Source organism: Fenollaria sp., from assembly GCF_057222035.1.
Genome location: NZ_JBXXYC010000006.1, coordinates 45370 through 65986, shown reverse-complemented (window position 1 = coordinate 65986; position 20617 = coordinate 45370). Strand labels below are relative to the sequence as shown.

Below are 20617 nucleotides of genomic sequence, written 5' to 3'. Positions count from 1 at the left end.
CCAAGCAAAAAGCCTAGTTACAAAAGTAACCAGGCTTTTCTATATTATGATCTCTTTTTAAACCATGTGATTATCTCGTCAAGTCTTCTTTGTCTGTGCTTTGGCTTGCCAGAGCGGCTTAGCTCGTGATTTTCTCCGTGGAATATAACTATCTTAGAGTCGACTCCGAAGTACTTAAGCGCTGTAAACATTTGTATGCCTTGCTCTAGAGGGCATCTGTAGTCCTCATCCGAGTGGATAAATAATGTTGGTGTTCTTACATCGCTAGCGTATTTTAGTGGAGAACGCTCCCATAAAGCCTCAGGCGAATTAAACGGATCCGCTAAATTTTGATCATCTGCAAAATAGTAGCCTATGTCCGATACACCGAAAAAGCTTAGCCAGTTCGATATCGAGCGTTGAGATGCAGCCGATTTGAACCTGTTCGTATGACCGATAATCCAATTAGTCATGAAACCGCCGTAGCTTCCGCCAGTCACATGAACATTATCCCTGTCGATGTCCTCATATTTTTCCAAAACCACATCAGTAAATTTCATCAAATCGTCATAATCGATAGTACCAAACTTGCCTCTGATGTTCATAAATTCATTGCCCCTGCCATCAGAGCCTCTTGGATTAGTGAAAAATACAAAATATCCTTGCTTTGCAAAATATAGATACTCGTGGTATAAAACCTCGCCAGTAACAGTCTTTGGACCGCCGTGAATCTCAAGTATCGCAGGATACTTATTGCCCTTTTTGTATCCGTCCGGCTTAATCACAAAACCTTCAAAATCTATATCGTCATTATTAAACGTAATTTTATCGTATTTTTCAACGTTCCAAGTCTTTTGAAGAGCTTCGTTTATGGCTGTGCTCTTTTTAAATTTTCCGCCATCAAATTTATATACTTCTTGTAAATTGTAGTCAAGCATGCCTATAGCGTAGATGTCTCCGCACTCACAAGCGTCAAACTCATCAACAGAGCCAACTACTTTACTTAGTCTTTCCAATTTACCCTTCTTGTCAATGGCGAATAAATCGGCGCTATTTTGAAGAGTCGATATAAAATATAATTTATCATTTAAAACTCTAAACGAATATCCACCGCCATAACGAAGGTCAGAGCCGACAGATGAGCCGATGGACATATCAAAGTCCTCGTTTATACACTTAATATTTTCTTTAGTCTTGTCAATAAGGTAGACCCTTTGATTTTGGTTGATGCCGTGGGCCTCTTGGTCAGTCGCAAATACAAAAACATCATCCCCAGCATAGCTTGGTCCGTAATAGCTCAGTCCGCCCTCATAATTAAGTTTTACAGACTTATCCTCGGCAAAACTATATACATAAATTTGGCTCTTTATAGGCGCCTTGTCAGTGTAAGACTCAGAAGTGTAGATAATTTCAGACATGTCAGGCGCTATATCATAGCTCGAAACATTGGTAAAATCATCAGTAATCATCTTAAGAGTGTCACTCTTCATATTGTATATGGCAAGCGACGAACGAATTTTGTTGATATAACCAGCACCATTAAGATAAAAAGGAATCTCATCATATATAGTATAGTCATCCTCTTCCTTCATTTCAGCCGATTTTTTCTCGTAAGTCTCTTGATCCATATCCTTAAAGTGCCTGATTTTCTCAGAATTACCGATACTTAAAACGAGTCTTTCCTCATCCATGATGCGAATACTATTGATAGGGTACATAAGCCTAAAAAGCTCTTCCCTTTCACCGCCCGTAAAACTTAGACGATAAACGATAGACGCATACTTCCTTTTTTCATCAGCCTTCGCGAAAATGATTCCGCCATTGTCCACAGCATAAGTAGAAGAGACGTCATTAGTAGACAGTCTCCTCAAAGAATCATTCTCATCAAGCATATAAAATGAGTTTTTGTACTCATTCTTCCCCATATCAACATCAGTCACAGTGAATACCTTGTGACGACCGTCCGGCGAGATCTTAAGCGCAGATACAGGTTTGTTCAATTTAAAATCATCTATATTAATCTTCATTTTATTCCACTTCAATTAGGCCGTAATTGCCATCCTTTCTCTTGTATACAACATTTATCGCTTCATTCTTAGCATTTTGGAACACAAAGAAATTATGTCTTAGTAGTTCCATTTGAAGGATAGCCTCGTCAGAAGACATAGGTACTACCTTGAATTTCTTGTTCTTCACAAGCTTAGCCTCATCAGCTTCCTCCATCGGTTTAATATTTTCAAACCTAATCGAATCATTCTTTTGATATCTGTTTTGAAGCTTAGTTTTGTACTTTCTAACCTGTCTTTCCAAAACATCAACCGCCCTGTCGATAGATGTGTACATATCGTCACTTTCTTCCTCAGCTCTAAGGATAGTTTTGTCTAGGAAGATGGTTACTTCAACAGCCTTAGTATTTCTAACAGCCGAGAAAACAACCTTCGCGTCCACATCCTTGCCAATAAACTTGTCAAGTTTTTGGAATTTCTTTTCAGCCACATCCTTTAAACTTTGAGTTAGTTCAATGTTCTTTCCTACAAATTCGATTCTCATAAGCTTACCTCCTTAATAGATTTTCTATCATATATATACCCGAGATATAGAAAAATTAAAACAACTTTATGAATTTATTAAGAGAAAGCAAAAAATAATTTACATATGGGCGGGTGAAATGGTTTTGATTGTAATTATGGCAATAGAAAAGGACCACATAAGCAGTCCTTGATTTTTAAAATGTTTGAGTGACTTTCAAAATTGTAAAAATATTTGAGTTTTGAAAGTGAAAATAGTTTTAAATTGTAATATTAATTTTATTCTAATACTTTTTCTAAATCTCTTCTTTGATACATTATGCGAATAATATTTACTACACCTTTATCTTCATCTGGCAAATAAAAAACTATATAATTTTTTACATTCATACAGCGCAGTCCAATCTTTTTCCATCTCTCATAATCACACAAACGATATCGCATGGGAAAAGTATCAAGAGTTTTTATCTCATTAAGAATAGTATCAATAATTTTCTTTGCCGTATTAAACTCTTGCAATTCATAAGAAATATATCTTGCTATAGATCTTAAATCTTCCTGTGCATTTTCTGAATACAATATTTTATATCTCATCATTCAAACTCTTTACTTAATTCTTTTTCTACTTCTTCTACAGTATAAGTCCTGCCATTATCAAAGTCATCCATTGCTTTTAGCATTTCTTTATCAAAATCTTCTTCACTTAAATCTTCGTATACTAAAGGTTTTTTGCTTGGCATTTTCACTTCAAAGGGCAATCCATTATGCATAACTACTTGTCTTAAAAATATTGATACCGCATTCGACATAGAAAGCCCCAACTCGTTAAGAACAGCTTCAGCGCCATCCTTTACCTTAGGTTCAACTCTTATATATACATTTGATGTTTTCGACATAATATCACTTCCTTTGTATATATTATATCACTTTGTATAGCATTTAGCAATACTTAATTAAAATGGATTAAATAAAAATATATATACACAAACTAAGATTCATCCCCCATAAGCCACCTAGCTATATCAATGTGTTTCACGCCATCAATCAGGCTCATTGGGTGCTTTGTGTTAGAAAGAATCATCTTTGGATACGCATCCCTTATTGATAATAACAGCTCAAGCTCTCTTTGCATTGTTTTTTCACTAGATACATCATCACTAACTTGTATATAGATTTTCTCATCACCCTTCATTGCCACAAAATCTATTTCTTTTTGATAAAGCGTACCAACGTATATATCATAACCCCTTCTTAAAAGCTCTATCGCAACAATATTTTCATAAGCCCTTCCATAATCAATATTTCTAACGCCTAAGATAGCATAGCGAAATGAAAAATCAGATAAATAATACTTATCATTGATTTCGAGATACTTTTTGCCCTTAATATCATATCTTTTAACCTTATAAAACATAAAGGCATTGCACAAGTACTTAATATAATTACCAATAGTAACATGATTAGTCGCAATATTGTTATAATTTAAAACTTTACTTATATTATTAGCATTTGTCAAATTCGAAATATTATCCACCAAAAACTCTGTTAGGTTATCAAGAAGCGCCTCATCACTTAAATTGTACCTATCAATCAAATCCCTTTTAATCAAAGTTTTATATACATCATTGATATAAGCCGCCCTATCCTCCTTATTATCATACACATAAGAACCAGAAAGCCCACCAATAACAAGATAATCCTGTAAATGTTCAGAATAATCCTTATCGATATCAAAGTAAGAGCAATACTCTTCAAAACTAAAAGGATAGACAGGAATCTCTATAAACCTCCCAGTAAACAGCGTTGCTAAATCAGAGCTCAATAAAAAAGCGTTAGAGCCAGTTAGGTAAATATCATAGTTCTTACTATTATGAAAACTGTTTATCGCTAGCTCAAATTTCTCACATAGCTGAACCTCATCAACAATTAAAACATTCTTAAGAGAATCATCATACATTTTTTCAACATAATCGTAAAGACTTTTATAATTTTTTAGAGAATCAAACTTTAAATCACCAAAATCAATACGAATTATATTAATGTCAGTGTAAGACTCCTTCAAATAATTTACAAAAGAGCGCAAGAGTTCAGACTTGCCAGACCTTCGTAAACCCGTTATAATTTTGATGTCAGGAGTACCGTAGAGCCTCTTTAACCTATCTAAATACAAAGGCCTCTCAATAATTTTCAATGTTGACACCTCACTTTCAAAACTTTAATTTTTTTTCATTTCTTGAAAGTGAAATGCTTATAGTAAGGTAAAAAAATGTCCTCCCCTTGGTCCGCATGTATAAAACATTAAGCGTGGGGAGGTTCTGTTGAGTTAATTATTGATTAAATTGGTGTAAAAGCTAAGCCTTACAAGAAATGACTAGTGATTCTGTTTTATAGATAAAATTTAATGTAAATTATAAATCATCATATTTTCTATAACATTCTATACATACTCCCCCAATATCGTTAGACCTATCTTTAAATTTTCTTCCACATTTAGTGCAAATAAAACCAAAACTTTCATCATATTCATCATCATCAAGGCACTCATTATCTGAATACTTTTCTTCTTCTATATTTGTCTCATGTTTAATAATACTGGCATTAATTATTCTAAAGTTTTTATACTCACTATCTTTTTTTAAATCTTTAATTAAATTTTCTGCTTGTATATCTTTTATAATTCTATCAACACTAACAATTACTGACAAGCTCATATAGTGCTCTTTAATTTCGAACGGACTATGCATGTTGTAACACGAGTATATATTGTGTGTGCTAGAGTGTCCAACTAAATCAACAATAAACTCTAATTTATAATTTATTTTTGCTGAATTATCGATTTTATTAATAACACTTCCTAAACTTTGCTTAAAAGCACAATTATACACATGTATATTTCTAATTCCCGCATCTTCAAAATCTAATTCATCAACACTATTATTACTCTTAATTTGGTCAATTATATCATTTGCTACTTTATCTTTAATCTTATTAGTATATGCTTCATCATTCTTGTTAAGTTCAATATAAACAAATGAATCATACAAACCAAATATCTCTGAAGTATATTCGTGAAACATATTTAACTTAATAAAATATATAGAAGTGTTAGGATTTATTTCATTAAATTCTAAAAATAGCTCATCTCTCATTACATCTAGCTTAATATTTTGACCTTTATCGTCTTTAATAGTTTTCCACCAGTCACCTTTTATATCATTGGTCAAAAATATAATGTTTTTTATATTTGTACTTCTTTCTGAACTAAACTTTTCAGGTAGATTAACTATTTCCTTCCAGATAAATAAGTCGCCAAACTGATCAACAGTTTTCTTGTATTCATCTAGAAATCCTGGAGGCATTTTGTACTTATATCTTATGTCACCTTCTTTTATAATCTCCATAGCCTCACTAAATTTCACACAATTACCTATTCTGTTGTTAGCTTTTAAATCATTAATATAAGACATAATTTCTTTTTGAAGCATTTTTATTTGGTCTTTATCTGTTCTAATCATTTCTTCTTTATTCTTATCATATTTTTTAACTATATTAGATAATTCTTGTAAACTTTTCTTGATATCAACTTTTAAATCTTTTATGACAGAATCATCATATTCACTATATTTGTCAAATTCAGAAATTATCTCATTATCTATTTTTTCTGTTTTTCTACTTAAATTTTCCAACAACTTTTCATATTTTCTATACATATCTCCAAAAACTTTATACTTATTTTTTTCAAACTCTGAAATAACCTGATATGGTATCCATGACAAATCTTTACACTTATCAAATATTTGAAGTAAATTTTTGCTTGCATAATATGATACTTCCGCTAGTGCTAAAAGTACATTAGTATCTAGAACTATTAAAGTTGATTCCTTTTCATCTAAAATTTTCTCAAATGAATTTTTATCTATTCCTAAATTTTTAGTAAGTAATTGTTTGTCAAATTCATAAATTTCCATATTTCACCCCTCCATTTATTATAACAGAGACATACTAGATTTTCTCTCATTGCTTATTAACTTTTTTGATATCTTTTAAATAATATATCCTAGCATTATCGAAATCATCCATCGCTTTCGGTATCTCTTTCTCAATGTCTTCTTCGCTTAAATACATGTAGCTAGCGGCTTTTTGAATAATATTTTCGGTTCAAATGGCAAGCCCTATCGCATAATAAGCTATTTTAAAAAAAAACGTTACCGCGCTCAATATAGATAGTCTAAAATAAATGCTATTTTTTACAGAAGTATTGAGATTTAATTAATACTTCTCCAAATATTTGAAATAAAGATAATTTATTTTTGCAATCTTTTCTTTTCAATATTAGAAATTAAATTATTTAATTCAGATTCTAAATATGTATAATACGCAACCTGATTAGTATAATTTTTTAAATCATTTTTATTTAAAAGAGCAACGACTGCTATAGCTATTATAATAAAAAGTAAAATTTTTAAAACATTTAAACTAAAGTTAATGTTATAAATAATATCTTTAGCCTCGTTATAATTATCAAATTTATTAAACGTCATTATATTTTGATGTATATTAACAACTATAGAAATTATAGATAAAAAAAGTGGCATAAGTGATATAAAAGAATCAGCTTGTAAATCAGTATGAGATTTACACATTATATATTCTTTACGAGCTTTAACTTTGCTTAAATCATTTCTTATAACTTCAACTTTAAGATTGTCTCTCATATAATTCACAACTTGGTTAATTTTATTGTAAAAAAATATAGTTTCATCTGAATTATTAACTTTCTTATTACATAGTTTGTTCCTAATTAATCTTAATAATTTTTCTATTTTACTTTCGATTTTAAGTTTAGATATGTCACAGGTTCTATTTGAAAAAATTAGATTATATTCATTTAATCCAGTTTCTTCTGTGTTACACATTTTAATAATCTCCTTTACCATAAAATATAATAATAAAATAAAAATCACCTCACCCCTCCTTTACTTAATAACAAAGGCATGTGAGATTTGCTCCCACATGCCTTGTCATTATGTCAATTATTTATTTGTAATTGAATTTTATCTACTTAACTTCAGTCCAGTCTTCTTGAACTGCTCCCTTCACTCTTCTCTTGAATAAGTGAGTGTTAGTAGCTTCTACCATATCATTGAAACCCCAGAAACTTGGTGCTAAGTCAATGAATCTCTTGATATATTCTTTGTTCTTTGCATTCATAGCTGACATTGCATCGTAATTTCTTTCAAATATCTTGTTAAGAATTACAACAGCTTCAGCTCTTGTGATGAATGCGTTTGGTCTGAATGTTCCGTCTGGATAACCTTTGATTCTACCAGCTTGATATTCGCTGCCGATAGGTCTTTCAGCCCAGTGTCCAACAACATCAGCGAATGGTGCAACGCCATAAGGCTTGTTGTCAATAGTTGATATCATTTGAGTAAATTCCGCTCTAGTGATAGGAGCGTTTGGTCTGAATCTTCCGTCAGGGTAACCCTTCATGATGCCTCTATCAACAGCTGCGTTGATGGCTTTGTTATACCATGAACTTGGAGTATCAGAGAACATTGGTTTTGCAGCTGATGCGAAAGTATCTAGGCCAAGAAGTCTTGTTACTAATGCAGCTGCTTCAGCTCTTGTAATCTTACCATTAGGTCTTACAGTTCCGTCAGTGTAACCGAACATGTAAGCGTTGTGGTCGTGAACTTCTCTAGTGTCTACAGGTTCTTCATCACGTTTATCACGATCATAACGGTCTTTGCGACGACCATAGTCTCTATCCTTAGACCAAATTGCATATAAAGTTGTTGGATAGTAAATTCTGTCGCCAGGTTTTACTTCGTCAAGATAGTCTCTTCTGTAACTCCATCCTTCAAATACATAGCCTCTTCTGTGAGGTTTGTATAGATAAGGACTAATTAATTCATCTTCTAGAACATCATAGTCTGTAATTCTACCGTCTCTGTAGTTTTCGTCTAGAGTAAGAGTTAGATAATATTGTCTAGACATAACAGTTGCTGTTGCTTCTTTTTCTTTACCATTCTTTGTTTGTTTTGCAACTATTTTATCACCAGGTTTTAATGGTTTATCTGCTGGTACTGGTACTTCCCATTTTCCGTCGTTGCCTACAGTAGTTTCACCAATTGTCTTACCATCTTTATCTTTAACTACAATTTTAGCTCCCGGTTCACCCTTACCTTTTATAGTTTTATCGCCTTCATAAGGTTGATCAATAGTAGGGTTTTCTTGATCAATTACTGTAATAATAACTTCAACAGTTTCATTAGATCCGTCTGGATAAGTTACATCAACTGGAACCTTAATTATGTCTCCAACTTTTGCTGTTGTTGGAATAACTACTGAGATAGCTCCTGTATTAGGATCAACAGTTACATTAGTTTGACTAGCATCATTCTTAGCAAATGTAGTAGTTTTGTTTCCTTTAGTTGGTGCTGGTACATTTCCTGTAACACCTGTTTTAGTAAATGTTGGTACAGGTACTTGAACAGTTTCACCAGGTTTTCCAGATTTATCTTTATAATGTGGATCGTAATCTTCAGAGTTTTTAGTAGTAGGTACATTTTCGCTTGATGTTGCTGTAAATATGAATTTATCATATTTTTCATTTCCAGTTTTTTCTACATAGTATGGTTTAGTTTCTGCTGGTTTTGCTATCTTTGTATTTTTTGCTGGTGTCCATACAACATCTTTTGCATTTGTATTTGTTTTTTCAGCTGCTGGGAAGTCTCCATCTACTAGTGTTGTATCAGGTTTTACTAACATTGTCTTTACTAAGACTGGTGTTGTTTCATTTCCTGTCGTTTGATCTAGTTTTGTTCCTTTGCCTAATTTGAATTCTACTTCTATTGCATCTTTTGGAACTACCGGTGGATTTTGTGGATCAGTTACTTCGTTTTTATGCTCAACTACTATTAAGTTTTGTGGATTTGCTGTTTCTCCTTGACCAACTTCTGATTCTAGTTTTCCTACAAGTATAAATGAATTATCTGCAAATGTTACTTTTACTTTTCCAGGTATTGTTTTTACTTCATCTGTTTTTCTTGCTGGTTCTGTTCCTTCTGTAAATGTTGCACTTTCATATGCTGCTTTTAATGTTTCATCTGTTACGCCAGCTGCTAGTTTTGTTCCGTCTTTCCAAGTAATGTCTTTTACTGGTGTATCTTTCCATACTACGATGTCTTGTGGATCTATTCCACCTGCTTCTTTGATTTTGTCAGCGATAGATTTAGTGTATTGTGCATTATATGTTGTTTTTGTTACTTGTGTTGTATCTGTTGGAACTGTTGGTGTCCATGGATTTTTTGTATCTTGTGTATACTCTTTCTTTTTGCCATTTACTTCTTTTGTTCCTGTTGTTAATAATGCTTTAATTTCTCTTTGCAAATTAGCATTATTATATTTTACTGGATTGTTAACATCATTTCTAACGTCTATATATGATAATTGTTGTCCTGCGTATGCTCCAGCTGTGTGTTTACCTGTGATGCCGTCTTGTTTATTTTCGTTTGCATCGAATGTTAAACGAAAATATCCATTTGCAACATCTACTGGATCATTTGAATTTGGCTTTGTTGGTGGTACAATTACATCTTTTTGATATATCATTTTAATTGTGCCGATTTCTTTTGCGTTTGGTGCTGATATATCAAGTTTATAATCTTTTCCATCTATAGTTACTGTTTCGCCAGTTGCTTTATTTTGAACTTTAAATTTTAAACCATCTTTCGCTGCATTTAGTTCATCTTCATCAATATCTAGTGAGGATCTCATGTTGATTTGTTTTGATTCATTTGGCAAGTCAATTTCTACATCTGTTAAACCTTCTGCTGTTACCTTTGGCATTGTGCCTGATGGTAAATCTTGACCTGTTATTGGTGTTCCATAAGGGTCAACATATTGAACATTGGCTCTTGGCTCTGCAAGTTCCTTTAGTGTAATATCAAAAACTAACTCACCCGCTCCTCCTATGGATGTTACATAAACATCAACTACACGAACTTCTATTTTATGGTGATAACTAGTTATAACTGAAGCATTGCCTTTCATAGTTCCATCAACTGGCCAACCTACATTGTAAGTAGTTGTGCCTGCTTCTGTGATTGTTGCCAAAGTTTTTTCATGCTTTTGACCATTAGTAGTTTCCCACTTAGCTATAAGTTTAAATTCTTTGTTAGGAAGTGCTTCCCACTCGAATGGTTTGCCATTTAAACCTGTAGTTGTTATATTTACTGTTGTGTCATATTGAACAGGTGCTCTACGAGGTGCCCTTGCAGGCATTGCCTTTGTAGTCATAGGAGCTGCTGTTTCTTTTTTCTTTAATTTACTTATGTCAAAAGTAAATACTTCCTTATCGCCTTCTACTTTTCCTTTTATTCCAGTTGTTTTGTTTGCATCTTGTATGTTTAAATCATTGGATTCTGCAAATACTGAACCACTGAAAGTTGAAACTAGCATTAAAACTGCTAAGAAAAATGAAAGTAATCTTTTATTAAATTTCATTTTACCTCCTTTTGGGGAGCTAAGCTCCCCACATAATACTGCTAAAATTTAATCTCTTACTATTTGATTTATAACGACAAATATTTATTAAATATACATCTTGTATGGATTTGAAGTGTAAGTCTTTCCGTCTACAGTTACTGTTCCTTCTATAACAAGTTCGTCACCTGTTTGTAGTCTATAGTCTGCTTCACCATTTTTGAATGTTAATTTTACAAATTGGTTAGCTTGTAGAACTTTTGCTTTTCCCCTTGCTACTTCAGTTCCATTATTCATAACTATAATAGTTATATCTGCGCCATCTTTATCTGCTGAAACTTTTACAAATTTCTTGCCAGCTCTATCGCCAGTAATTGAAACTTTTAATTGATAAGATGCTGTGTAATTAACATTTGATTCTTCGCTATTACCAAATTTATCAACTGCTACAATCTTAATTTCAGGAATAGTTCCTTCTTCTATTCCTTTTCTTAAAACTGTGTTAAGATCTTTGATTAATCTATCCTTATCTTTTTGTGTAATTATTTCTGTTTGATACTCTGTAGCAGCGTTGCCGTCTTTATAATCAATAGAAATAGTTACTTTTCTTTCATAAGGAATTTCGTTTATGGTTCCTTCAAGGTCGATAAATCTTCTAAACGCTTCGTCTTTTGCTGTTACAGTTGCTACAGGACCAGCCTTATCAACTTTTACATACTTTTGATTTTCATCGCCTTTTTGTGGTGTGTAATTTGCATCGCCCGTTCCTGTCGAATCGTTAGGTTTTGCTCCTGGTTGTTCGGATTTGATTCTAATGATGTCTCCGTCGACAACATTATTAAGTTCGATTTCTTTTTCGGAGCCCATTTCTTGGTCTCCTGTAAGAGTTGTACTGCCAACATCGGCCCATATTTTTTGCTTTTCATCCCATTTTTGTGCTGTATAAACTGTATCTTTTGTCGGTTTATTTAATGTTGGGTTTGGAACTGTAAACTTAATAGCTGAGTTACCGTTGTCTTTGTTCTTGATTTGACTCATATTATTAACAGGTGCAGATGTTGGTTGTTCACCAATTGTTACTCTTCCTTCAGGTCCATCAGTTTTTTTGTCCGCGTTTTCTACAACATATTTTGCTACTATGTCTTTTCCAGCCTTTCCTTGTAAGTTAAATTGGCTTAAGACAAGTTTATCTCCAGTAATAGTTGCAGTTATATTGCCATTAGAGAATGTTGTATCAGACGTCTTTGTTAAAGTAATTTCTGTATCCCCAGGTACTGTTAATCTAATATCTGTAATATTTTTATCTTTTTCTACCTTGCCCCAGCGGATTTTAACTTCCTTATCATTTTCTTGCACTGCATCAAATACTGGTTGTGGAATATCGATAGGTGTTGATGTATTCCAAATTTCATAAGAAATAACTTCTTTTGTACCTTGATGTTTTACTATATTTGCTTTTCTTGAAGTCGCTGATGTATATGCATCTGCTCCATTTTCATAAGCTTGATGTTTAGCAAGTGGATCTCCATAAGGGTTACCTGCATCTTCATGTAAGTTCTTAGGTGCGTTTGGATCAACTGTATATGTGTCATCTGCTTTGTTTAGTCTTATATAAGGCTTTAGGCCTAAAGCACCCCAGTTTGGAACTTTAAAGTTTTTATACGCATCTTTCATATCATCAGTAACAACTACTGAAACATATGATTTTCTTTGTCCTAGTTCGTCAAAGCCTGGAACTATCCAAGTTAAATCTTGATCTGTTCCATCCCATTTCTGTATGCCGTCTTTTATTGGATAGTAGTTTGCATCTTTATGAACTGTTGGTTTTCCATAAGGTGTTACGGCTGTTCTAGTCAATAGACCAATATTTGCTGGTTTTTTCTTATTTTTATCAACTATTTCAACATATTTACCATGTTTACCTTGATTAGGGTCAATTTTTTTATATGAAGCATGAACAGTTACTTTAAAGAACTTTCTATAGTTTGCGTATAAGTGTAAATCTTCTCCGCTATCAATAGCTTCTTGTATTGTTTTGTATTGTTCTTCTTCAGGTGTATTGTCTTTATTTAAATCGCCTGGTTCAATAGCTAATCTGTAGCCATTAGGAACGTAATAAGTGTTTTGAAGCTTATTTAGCTCTCTAACCCACTCAGTCTTTTGTGGAACTTTACTTGTTTTTAAAACACCTTCTTTTAAATATTTTACTATACCTTGTTCAAGTCCGCCAATTCTTTCGTTATTGTTTCCAGCTGCGAAGTCTGAGTTATTATCGTTTTTATATCTTTTTGTAGTCCAACCTATGAAAGACGATCCTACTATATTGAATGTTCTAAGATCTGGATCGTTTATCTTATCAAGTTCTTCTTGTTCAGAAGTTACTGGAACTCTTGGAAGATCTTTAATAACAACTTTGTTTACCATTTTATTTATTGTAGCACTTGCAACCGCATGAATAATTTCATTTGTACTATCAACATCAGAAATTTTTACTGGAATTGTAATTTTTGTTTCATTTGCTAAATCAGCTGTGTTGTTTGAGTGAAGTACAATGTTAATACCTTCGCCGAAAACTGCATAAACTGTTCTGTTTTGATCTATTGGTGACTTTTCATCAAATATAAATGTTTCAGGATTAGTATTGTCGTCTACCTTTTCCCAATCATTTACATTTTTTATTATTTTATCTTTATCTTTAAGTTCGTTAAATTGTTCAGCAACTGTTACTTTAACACCTTTTTCTACCTTGTCTTCTAATTTAGTAGTTGTCCAGCCTAGAAGTCTCTTGCCTTGTGGTACATTGATGTCGTACTTATCAGGCATTTGTCTAAGTTTTAATGCTTGTTTTTCTTTATCTGCTATAGCTGCATCTTTGTTGTTGATGTCATAGGCTTTTCCGTCGTGGCTAAGAACGTTTTGGAATTCTCTTTCTACTTTCTTGCCGTCAATCTCTTCTTCAACATTTACTGTTGGAGCTTTATCATCTCTTTTAACATTATCATCATTAAAACCACTTGGCATGTAAGCTTTGTTATTTGAGCCTGCAGCTACTAATACTCTTTTGCCTTCTGGGTCAGATGGATCCATTTGATCTTCAATAATAGTTGTGTATTCTTTACTTAGTGGAGCAATCTTTTCTATAACATCTTTGTTGTCCTTTGATTTTTCTCCACTAAGGTCAAAGTTTACTTTTGCTTGTACTTGTTCAACAACTGCAGGTCTTGATTCTTCTGCAAGTACCTCTACGTTTGTATTAGTGAAAAGTAGTGGCATGTCTCTCTTAAGTTCTGGCATTGTAAATGTTCTTAGTGTTTTGCCGTCTTTTTGTTTGCCAGGTTTTGCTGTGTCAAATTCATAACCTTTTAACTTAACATTGTTTACTACAACGTCTATTCTTGAGTCATCTTTATTTGAAGTGTTACCAGGTTTTGCGATAATTGTTTGTACGTTTTGATCTGCCTTTGATTTTCTAATATTTACTTCAGCTTCTTCATAAGCTGTACGTCCAGTTATGTTTTTATCTCCTAAGAAGATTTCGTCAACGTCTGGCTTTTGGAATGTTGTTGTAACAGTTCCTGCTGAGTAAGTTCCTTGCCAATCAAGTACAATTGGGTTTTTGTTTACTTCATAGTTTGCTTTGTAAAAGTCTGCTTTATTATTATTAAAATATAAAGTTGCTTCACCACCGTCTGGGTAGTTAGCAAATAGGTATAGTTCTGTGCCAGCTTTTAGTGTCATAGCCATGCCATTTTGTACTGTGTATTCATAAGTTAAACCTTTGTCTACATTACGGAAGTTTGAACCTAGGAACATTTCAGTACCCATACCTCTAATTCCAAGACGCATCTCTCTATTACGGGACTTTGCTGTATCCGGCAATAATCCAGCGCCATAAGCAGCCTTAAAGTCAATCTTGATCTTATCGCCTGCATTTAGTGTAACATCTTTTGTTAGTTTTTTAAAGGTGTACTTGTACTGACCTGAAGCATTATCCAAAATGATCGTTGAGTAGAACGGGAAGTATTGAAGCCCGTCATCACCACCTAATAGCTTGTCCACCTTGTCAGTATCTACATAGTATCTAACTGTAGTGCCTTGACCGTTATTCAAAAGTGATTCTTCCCCATCTAGCCAAGAAGCAAGTGGTTGGTTTGTAGTAAGGTTCGTTTTTATACCTTGTTGAGCTTCGGCCTCTCTGTTGAAATCACTTGCGGCAACTTGTATGAAACCAAGATCTGAACCTGGAAGGAAGTTGATGTTTTTCTGGAATACTGGAACAGAACCGTCAGCTGTTGGGTCGCCGTTGGCATCTAGTCTGCCAGCTGATGGAAGTCCATAGTTATTTGTTGAGTATATATGTGCTATAGTTCCTGAGGCATCCTTTTGCTTTAGAACATCAAAGAATTTCTTATTTACAGTTTGTCTATAACCAAGTTTTGAACCATCGAGCGCATTCCCCGTAATCGCCACCTTGTTGTAACGATGTCTTACTTCGATATAACCTTTTTCCTTGTTATATAAAACAGAGGATCCTGCACCTCTAAAAGCTCTGTCTGTTGTAACTGACCGACGAATTTCTCTTAAAAGATTTTGTTCGTAATTATGCTTTAGAGGAACTATAGATGAGAAAGTATATGTTGAATAGTTACCTTTACCAGAACCTGCATCAGTGTAGCAAGCAACTTGTTGCTTATCTCTAGCCAACATCCTTATTTGAACCAGTGGTTCATTGGTAAAGGAGTCTACACTTTTTCCATCTTTTAATACAAGGTTTATGGGCACTTCGTTTAGTGCAGCTGTAGTGCCTGTATTTCCATTTTTCGCGATGTTTACTTCTTTTACATTAACTGAACCGGCATCAGTAATTGTTGTATTACCAAAAGGTGTTATTTTTTCGTAAGCAAGGTCGTCGTGGTACCATCCAGCTTTTGATCCAACCGACACACCTTTATAAATACCTGTTTCTGGGTCGTTCCAGTTAACCATGTCGTTGAAGCTATCTTCCAGCTTCATTTGCATGATGTCCCAAACGCCTGTACCAACCTTGTCAAACTTTCTCATGGTAAGTCTGATTACGGTTCTTCCGTCCGGCCTTATAAAGTAGCCTCCATAGCCTATCATTGGATTTTTCATCGGTTCTGCTAGTGTTGATACTTCACTTAAGTATTGCTTAGCAGCTAGTGGCCAAAAGTTTTTACCCTTTAGGTTTTCTTCTGTTACTTGCCAGTCTGTTGTGCCAACGACTGGATTTCCACCCTTGTCTTTAGTCGTAAATGTTTCAGCAAAAACATTCACTGGCATCATAGTCACAATCATTAAAAATGCCATGACTAATGCGAGTGTTTTTCGCAAATAATTTTTTGTTTGCATATCATTTCTCCTTTCGTATTTCTTGCTTTGCGCAAGTTTTTTCGCTTTTGATCTCTGTGCCGCTCGCTTTACTTTGCTAAAGTCATTAAAAAAGACGGGTCGTGCCACCGACTCGTCTATAATCGAAATAATTGCTTGTGTTTTAAGTAAATGATTGAAAGCCTAGCAAATTCTTTCTCTAAGTGAGCATGCAATTTAGTGAAATACTTTTGCTAAGTATGTCTTTAACAAAGTTTTTCTGGTGGCACAGAAAATCTTATCTGATTTGGTTTAATTATAGCACATAATTTTTCAAAAGGCAATATTTTTTTATAATTTAACATAAATGTAACAATCCTTTACATAGATGTGCCAGAAATTTATTTTTCTATTTTTCTATTTTTCTATTTTTCAAATGTATAACTTGTACCCAATTGTTACAACGAAAAATGCTAGGTAAGTTCCTAGCATCTAAATGAATTATTTTATATTCTCTTCTTATTATATGGGGGCTATTTCATCTAAGGCTTTTCTTTGATTATGCTCTCTGGAACAAAGTCTTCACGTGCTGCGCCATAACCCTCATCGCATGCAATTGGTTCTGTCATTAAAGCATTATTCATGTCAATTGGTTTTTTATCTGCACTCAATACTTCTGTGATGACTTCTGTATTGGCTGCATCTGTGTACTCTGCCTTAACGCTCTCTGCTTTGACTGACTCGAACTGTGCAAGTAAATAAGCAAATATAAAAAATGTAAATAGTATTCTTTTTAATTTATTCATAATTTTCTCCTTTCTTTTCTACAATACAAGTATAACCGTTTCGAAAGACGAAATTATTTACAAAATATATACAAAAAATGCTATGTAAAAAACATAGCATAATTTATATTTATAAAGTTTCTTCCTTATTATATTATATATGGGTGAATTTATTAGGTGGTTTTATAAGAAATAATTTATACGTGCCAGATCGCTCCTTCATTTTGTCCCAAATTTATGCGCTCTTGAAGGCATAGCGTTAAATACTCCAGTCCAAATCTAACTGCCTCTTCCATTTCAAATCCTTTTGCTAAATATGTGGCGATGGCGGTGGAAACTGTCGCTCCAAGTCCGAAGGCTTGTCTATCGACTCTTTTTCTATCTATAATTTTTTCCATGCCATCTATAACTAGTACGTCTTTTAGCTCGCCCTCTAGTGCGCCTCCTGTAATCAGAACGCTTATGCCGTAGCTGTCATGAAGTTTTTGTGCTGCTGCCATCATTTCCATAACTGTAGTAACTTTCATTCCTGATAAAACTTCTGCTTCTTTCATGTTTGGTGTGATGAGTGTGACTTTAGTGAAGATATGTTCCTTAATGTAGTCAAGTGTTTCTGAATCTGTATAGATATGACCGAATTTTGAGGCGATGACTGGATCTAGTACGACTGGAACGTCATTAAAGTATTTATCTAATGCGTCTTTGACTGCTTTTGCCTGATTGATGTTTGATATGAGTCCGATTTTGACGCATCCGATATGAAAGTCTTCGCTCGCTGCCTTTATCTGGTCGTAGACCATGGACGAGGAAAGGGCAAGTCTTGAGATTGACCTTTGTGTGTTTTGGCTGGTCACGCATGTTGTCGCGACTGTGCAGTAGGTATTTAGTTTTAGTGCTGTCTTGACGTCTGCCTCGACGCCTCTTAGGGCGCTTGAGTCTAAGGCTGAGATTGACAGTATTACAGGCTTTTCTTTTAGCATGACTAGTCTCCTTTATTAAGATGATTTTATTACATTAGGCCGTTTTTGTCAAGCTATCCTTTATGTTTCACGATGTAGTAGTACTTTTCAAGTATCTCGTAGTCATTTGCCCTGTATGAAAGGTTTGCCAAATCTAGCTCTATTTCTACTGTATCTCTCGCATTATAATATTTATTCACCTTGTTTATGGCCTTAATGTCTTTGTACTTATCAAGATTTTTATACTTTATGTGAAGTGTGTAAACGTCCATCAGCTCTTGATTTTGTGTCTTTTTTATTTTAAACTCATCTACATCGTCCCAGCTTATGCTGATGGGTTTATATTTGGAGAATTTATCTACAAAGACGTTCTCTTTTAAAACCAAAGCCTCCTCTCTAAATATAAGGAGGATGACGTTTTTGAGTGCGTTTAAAACCATAAACACAAAGAAAAAGAAGAAAAGGACTATAACCCATTGAAATATGCCGCCTTTTTCGACTAGGCTTCCTAGGATTGCAAAGCCGATGGTAAAGGCTGGAAATATTGCAAATACAAAGAGCAGCAGCCTTTTAAAGTAATGCAGAGCAGAAAAATTTATACTAAGTTCTTCCATAATATCACCCAAGATATAATATCACCTGATTGTTAAGAAAACGTAAAAAGCTCTCCGAGATATTTCTCAAAGAGCTGATATAATTATTTATTTTCTATGAATTTAATAATTTTATATATTGTTAGTGCAAGTTCTTCTCTTGTGTATGTGCCTTTTGCGTTGTAATTATCTGTGCTAGCGCCATTAACAAGGCCTATCTCGTCAAGGTATTTAACTTGATTAAGTGCCCATGTAGCGATTTGGTCTTGGTCTTTGTAATTAAAGTCTTTTACTTTTGGCATATTGATATTGTGTTCTTTTATGAAATTATAGATAACTGAGGCAAATTCTTGGCGTGTGATGTTTTGTGCTGCCTTAACTGTTTTGTCTGTGTAGCCTTTGTAGATGCCGTGTGTTAGCGCCCATGTCATAGCGTCTGCGTACCACTCGTCTCCTTTTATGTCTAGATAATCTACGAAGCCTACTGATTTATCTTTGGAAATTGTCATAAGGACTTGGGCTAGCATGGCGCGATTGATGGCTAATTTGCCTTTAAACTCTGTATCTGAAACGCCGCTTAGTACGCCTCTTGCGATAAGTTCTCTAGTAGCTTCGCCTTTTTCGCCTTGTGGCAGGTCTTTGTGCTGAACTAGTCTAAGTGCTTGTGCTGGCGCTAATATGCCGTAGTCCATTGTTTCTTGTTTTTTCTCTTGTTTTTCTTCAGATTCTATATTTTTATCTTTTTTAGAATTTTTATCTGTTTTTTGTTTTTTGTCTTTTTTATCATTTCTATCATATCTATCATTTTTATCGTATCTGTCATATTTATTGTTTTCATTGTCTTTTCTTTGTGGAAGCAATTCTTTTTCTTCTGCTTTTTTATCTTCTTTCACTATGAGTTTTTGATTTTCTAGTGTTAATTCTGTATCGTCTGAGAATTTTAATTTGATTCTGCCTAATCTTTCGCCAGCTGTCTTTGTATCCCTCTTTGATTCGTCAGTAACTTTAGCCTCATTTATATTGCCTTGATAGCCTTGAATGTCTTTGTATGTGTCTTTTATTTTTACTCCATCTTTCCAATTAACCTTGTCGTTCTTATTAACTGTGATGTCTTTTGCTTCGATTTTATCTTTTATTTCGTTTACTATTGCATTTCTAAATGGTATTCTTAACCAAAGGAAGGCTTCTTTGTTGTCACAAGCTTTTTTACTAAGTCTTATGCCGCCTTCTCTGTTATCTATAGTTCCAAGCTTTCTACCCTCTCCAAGTATCATAGAGTTTATTAAGCCATGCTTGATTAAGGCGTTAATTTCTACTTTTCTTTGCTCGTCATCTAAATTAGCAAGTTTATCCTTTAGATTGCTTCCTTCATCTTTGTGTAGTGTAAACTTTATTCTATCTATTTTATCTTCTTTATATAGATCATTTATAAGTTCTGCTAGGTTTGTCATGTCAATCTCAGAAAATGATTTTTCTTTGTTTATTATTGTAAAAGACAATTGATAATGACTTTTATGTTTAGCTGGATCTAAGCTTTGGTCTTGATAATCTTTTGGCTCTTCAACTTTATTAATTCTAAGTATATAGTCATCATTTTTTTCGTTTAATTTAGACATCTTTTCATCCATAGCTTTTGTAAGCTCTTTAACTGCCTCGTCATGTGTTTTACAAGTAGCAACTGTTTCTTCTTTTGCTTCTTCTTCTTTTGCTTCTTCTTTTTCTACTTCTTCTGAAGCTACTACTGTCTCTGCGTTTTGCGCATTTGTCATATCTGCCTCAACGCTCTCTGCTTTAACGTACTCGAATTGTGATAGTGCAAAGGCAATGATGAATGCTAGGGAAATAATTCTTTTTAATTTGTTCATTTTAAAACTCCTCTCTTAAGCCTAAATATTTGGCTTGTGTATAAATTATGCATAAGCTTAGTAAATTCAGGCTTTCTATGCCATATATTA

Annotated in this window: 13 protein-coding genes; all 13 read right to left on the bottom strand. The window is 33.7% G+C overall.

Annotated features, from left to right (window positions below):
- Positions 1 to 44 precede the first annotated feature (44 nt).
- On the bottom strand, positions 45 to 2006 hold the full coding sequence (locus tag AC2UOP_RS05545) for a S9 family peptidase (protein WP_484832931.1): 1962 nt from the start codon (positions 2004 to 2006) through the stop codon (positions 45 to 47).
- 1 nt (position 2007) lies between these two features.
- Complete coding sequence (gene hpf, locus AC2UOP_RS05540; protein ID WP_019214881.1) at positions 2008 to 2529, bottom strand: ribosome hibernation-promoting factor, HPF/YfiA family; 522 nt, start codon at positions 2527 to 2529, stop codon at positions 2008 to 2010.
- Between the two features lie 257 nt (positions 2530 to 2786).
- Positions 2787 to 3104, bottom strand: a complete 318-nt coding sequence (locus AC2UOP_RS05535; RefSeq protein ID WP_484832930.1) for a type II toxin-antitoxin system RelE/ParE family toxin — start codon at positions 3102 to 3104, stop codon at positions 2787 to 2789.
- Positions 3101 to 3403, bottom strand: coding sequence for a type II toxin-antitoxin system RelB/DinJ family antitoxin (locus AC2UOP_RS05530; protein ID WP_484832929.1), 303 nt, complete (start codon positions 3401 to 3403; stop codon positions 3101 to 3103). The genes AC2UOP_RS05535 and AC2UOP_RS05530 overlap by 4 nt, the downstream gene beginning before the upstream one ends.
- 92 nt (positions 3404 to 3495) lie before the next feature.
- Positions 3496 to 4698, bottom strand: coding sequence for an ATP-binding protein (locus AC2UOP_RS05525; RefSeq protein WP_484832927.1), 1203 nt, complete (start codon positions 4696 to 4698; stop codon positions 3496 to 3498).
- 217 nt (positions 4699 to 4915) lie between these two features.
- Positions 4916 to 6475, bottom strand: a complete 1560-nt coding sequence (locus AC2UOP_RS05520; protein WP_484832926.1) for a PIN-like domain-containing protein — start codon at positions 6473 to 6475, stop codon at positions 4916 to 4918.
- A gap of 336 nt (positions 6476 to 6811) precedes the next feature.
- Positions 6812 to 7471: a hypothetical protein gene (locus AC2UOP_RS05515; RefSeq protein ID WP_484832925.1), complete on the bottom strand. Its 660-nt coding sequence runs from the start codon at positions 7469 to 7471 to the stop codon at positions 6812 to 6814.
- Positions 7472 to 7565: 94 nt separating this feature from the next.
- Positions 7566 to 11018: an S-layer homology domain-containing protein gene (locus AC2UOP_RS05510; RefSeq protein WP_484832924.1), complete on the bottom strand. Its 3453-nt coding sequence runs from the start codon at positions 11016 to 11018 to the stop codon at positions 7566 to 7568.
- Positions 11019 to 11105: 87 nt separating this feature from the next.
- The gene (locus tag AC2UOP_RS05505; RefSeq protein ID WP_484832923.1) at positions 11106 to 16367 is read right to left on the bottom strand and encodes a hypothetical protein; all 5262 of its coding nucleotides are present in this window, start codon (positions 16365 to 16367) and stop codon (positions 11106 to 11108) included.
- A gap of 500 nt (positions 16368 to 16867) precedes the next feature.
- Positions 16868 to 17131 (bottom strand): hypothetical protein, encoded by a 264-nt coding sequence (locus tag AC2UOP_RS05500; RefSeq protein ID WP_484832922.1) that lies wholly within the window; start codon positions 17129 to 17131, stop codon positions 16868 to 16870.
- A gap of 176 nt (positions 17132 to 17307) precedes the next feature.
- The gene (thiD, locus tag AC2UOP_RS05495; RefSeq protein WP_484832921.1) at positions 17308 to 18090 is read right to left on the bottom strand and encodes a bifunctional hydroxymethylpyrimidine kinase/phosphomethylpyrimidine kinase; all 783 of its coding nucleotides are present in this window, start codon (positions 18088 to 18090) and stop codon (positions 17308 to 17310) included.
- Between the two features lie 53 nt (positions 18091 to 18143).
- Complete coding sequence (locus tag AC2UOP_RS05490; protein WP_154648852.1) at positions 18144 to 18683, bottom strand: hypothetical protein; 540 nt, start codon at positions 18681 to 18683, stop codon at positions 18144 to 18146.
- Between the two features lie 83 nt (positions 18684 to 18766).
- On the bottom strand, positions 18767 to 20527 hold the full coding sequence (locus AC2UOP_RS05485; protein WP_484832920.1) for an S-layer homology domain-containing protein: 1761 nt from the start codon (positions 20525 to 20527) through the stop codon (positions 18767 to 18769).
- Positions 20528 to 20617 lie beyond the last annotated feature (90 nt).

Bases quoted from the DNA above. Each gene is read 5' to 3' on its own strand.
- AC2UOP_RS05545 (WP_484832931.1), bottom strand. From the start codon at position 2,006: ATGAAGATTAATATAGATGATTTTAAATTGAACAAACCTGTATCTGCG.
- hpf (WP_019214881.1), bottom strand. From the start codon at position 2,529: ATGAGAATCGAATTTGTAGGAAAGAACATTGAACTAACTCAAAGTTTA.
- AC2UOP_RS05535 (WP_484832930.1), bottom strand. From the start codon at position 3,104: ATGATGAGATATAAAATATTGTATTCAGAAAATGCACAGGAAGATTTA.
- AC2UOP_RS05530 (WP_484832929.1), bottom strand. From the start codon at position 3,403: ATGTCGAAAACATCAAATGTATATATAAGAGTTGAACCTAAGGTAAAG.
- AC2UOP_RS05520 (WP_484832926.1), bottom strand. From the start codon at position 6,475: ATGGAAATTTATGAATTTGACAAACAATTACTTACTAAAAATTTAGGA.
- AC2UOP_RS05510 (WP_484832924.1), bottom strand. From the start codon at position 11,018: ATGAAATTTAATAAAAGATTACTTTCATTTTTCTTAGCAGTTTTAATG.
- AC2UOP_RS05505 (WP_484832923.1), bottom strand. From the start codon at position 16,367: ATGCAAACAAAAAATTATTTGCGAAAAACACTCGCATTAGTCATGGCA.
- AC2UOP_RS05500 (WP_484832922.1), bottom strand. From the start codon at position 17,131: ATGAATAAATTAAAAAGAATACTATTTACATTTTTTATATTTGCTTAT.
- thiD (WP_484832921.1), bottom strand. From the start codon at position 18,090: ATGCTAAAAGAAAAGCCTGTAATACTGTCAATCTCAGCCTTAGACTCA.
- AC2UOP_RS05490 (WP_154648852.1), bottom strand. From the start codon at position 18,683: ATGGAAGAACTTAGTATAAATTTTTCTGCTCTGCATTACTTTAAAAGG.
- AC2UOP_RS05485 (WP_484832920.1), bottom strand. From the start codon at position 20,527: ATGAACAAATTAAAAAGAATTATTTCCCTAGCATTCATCATTGCCTTT.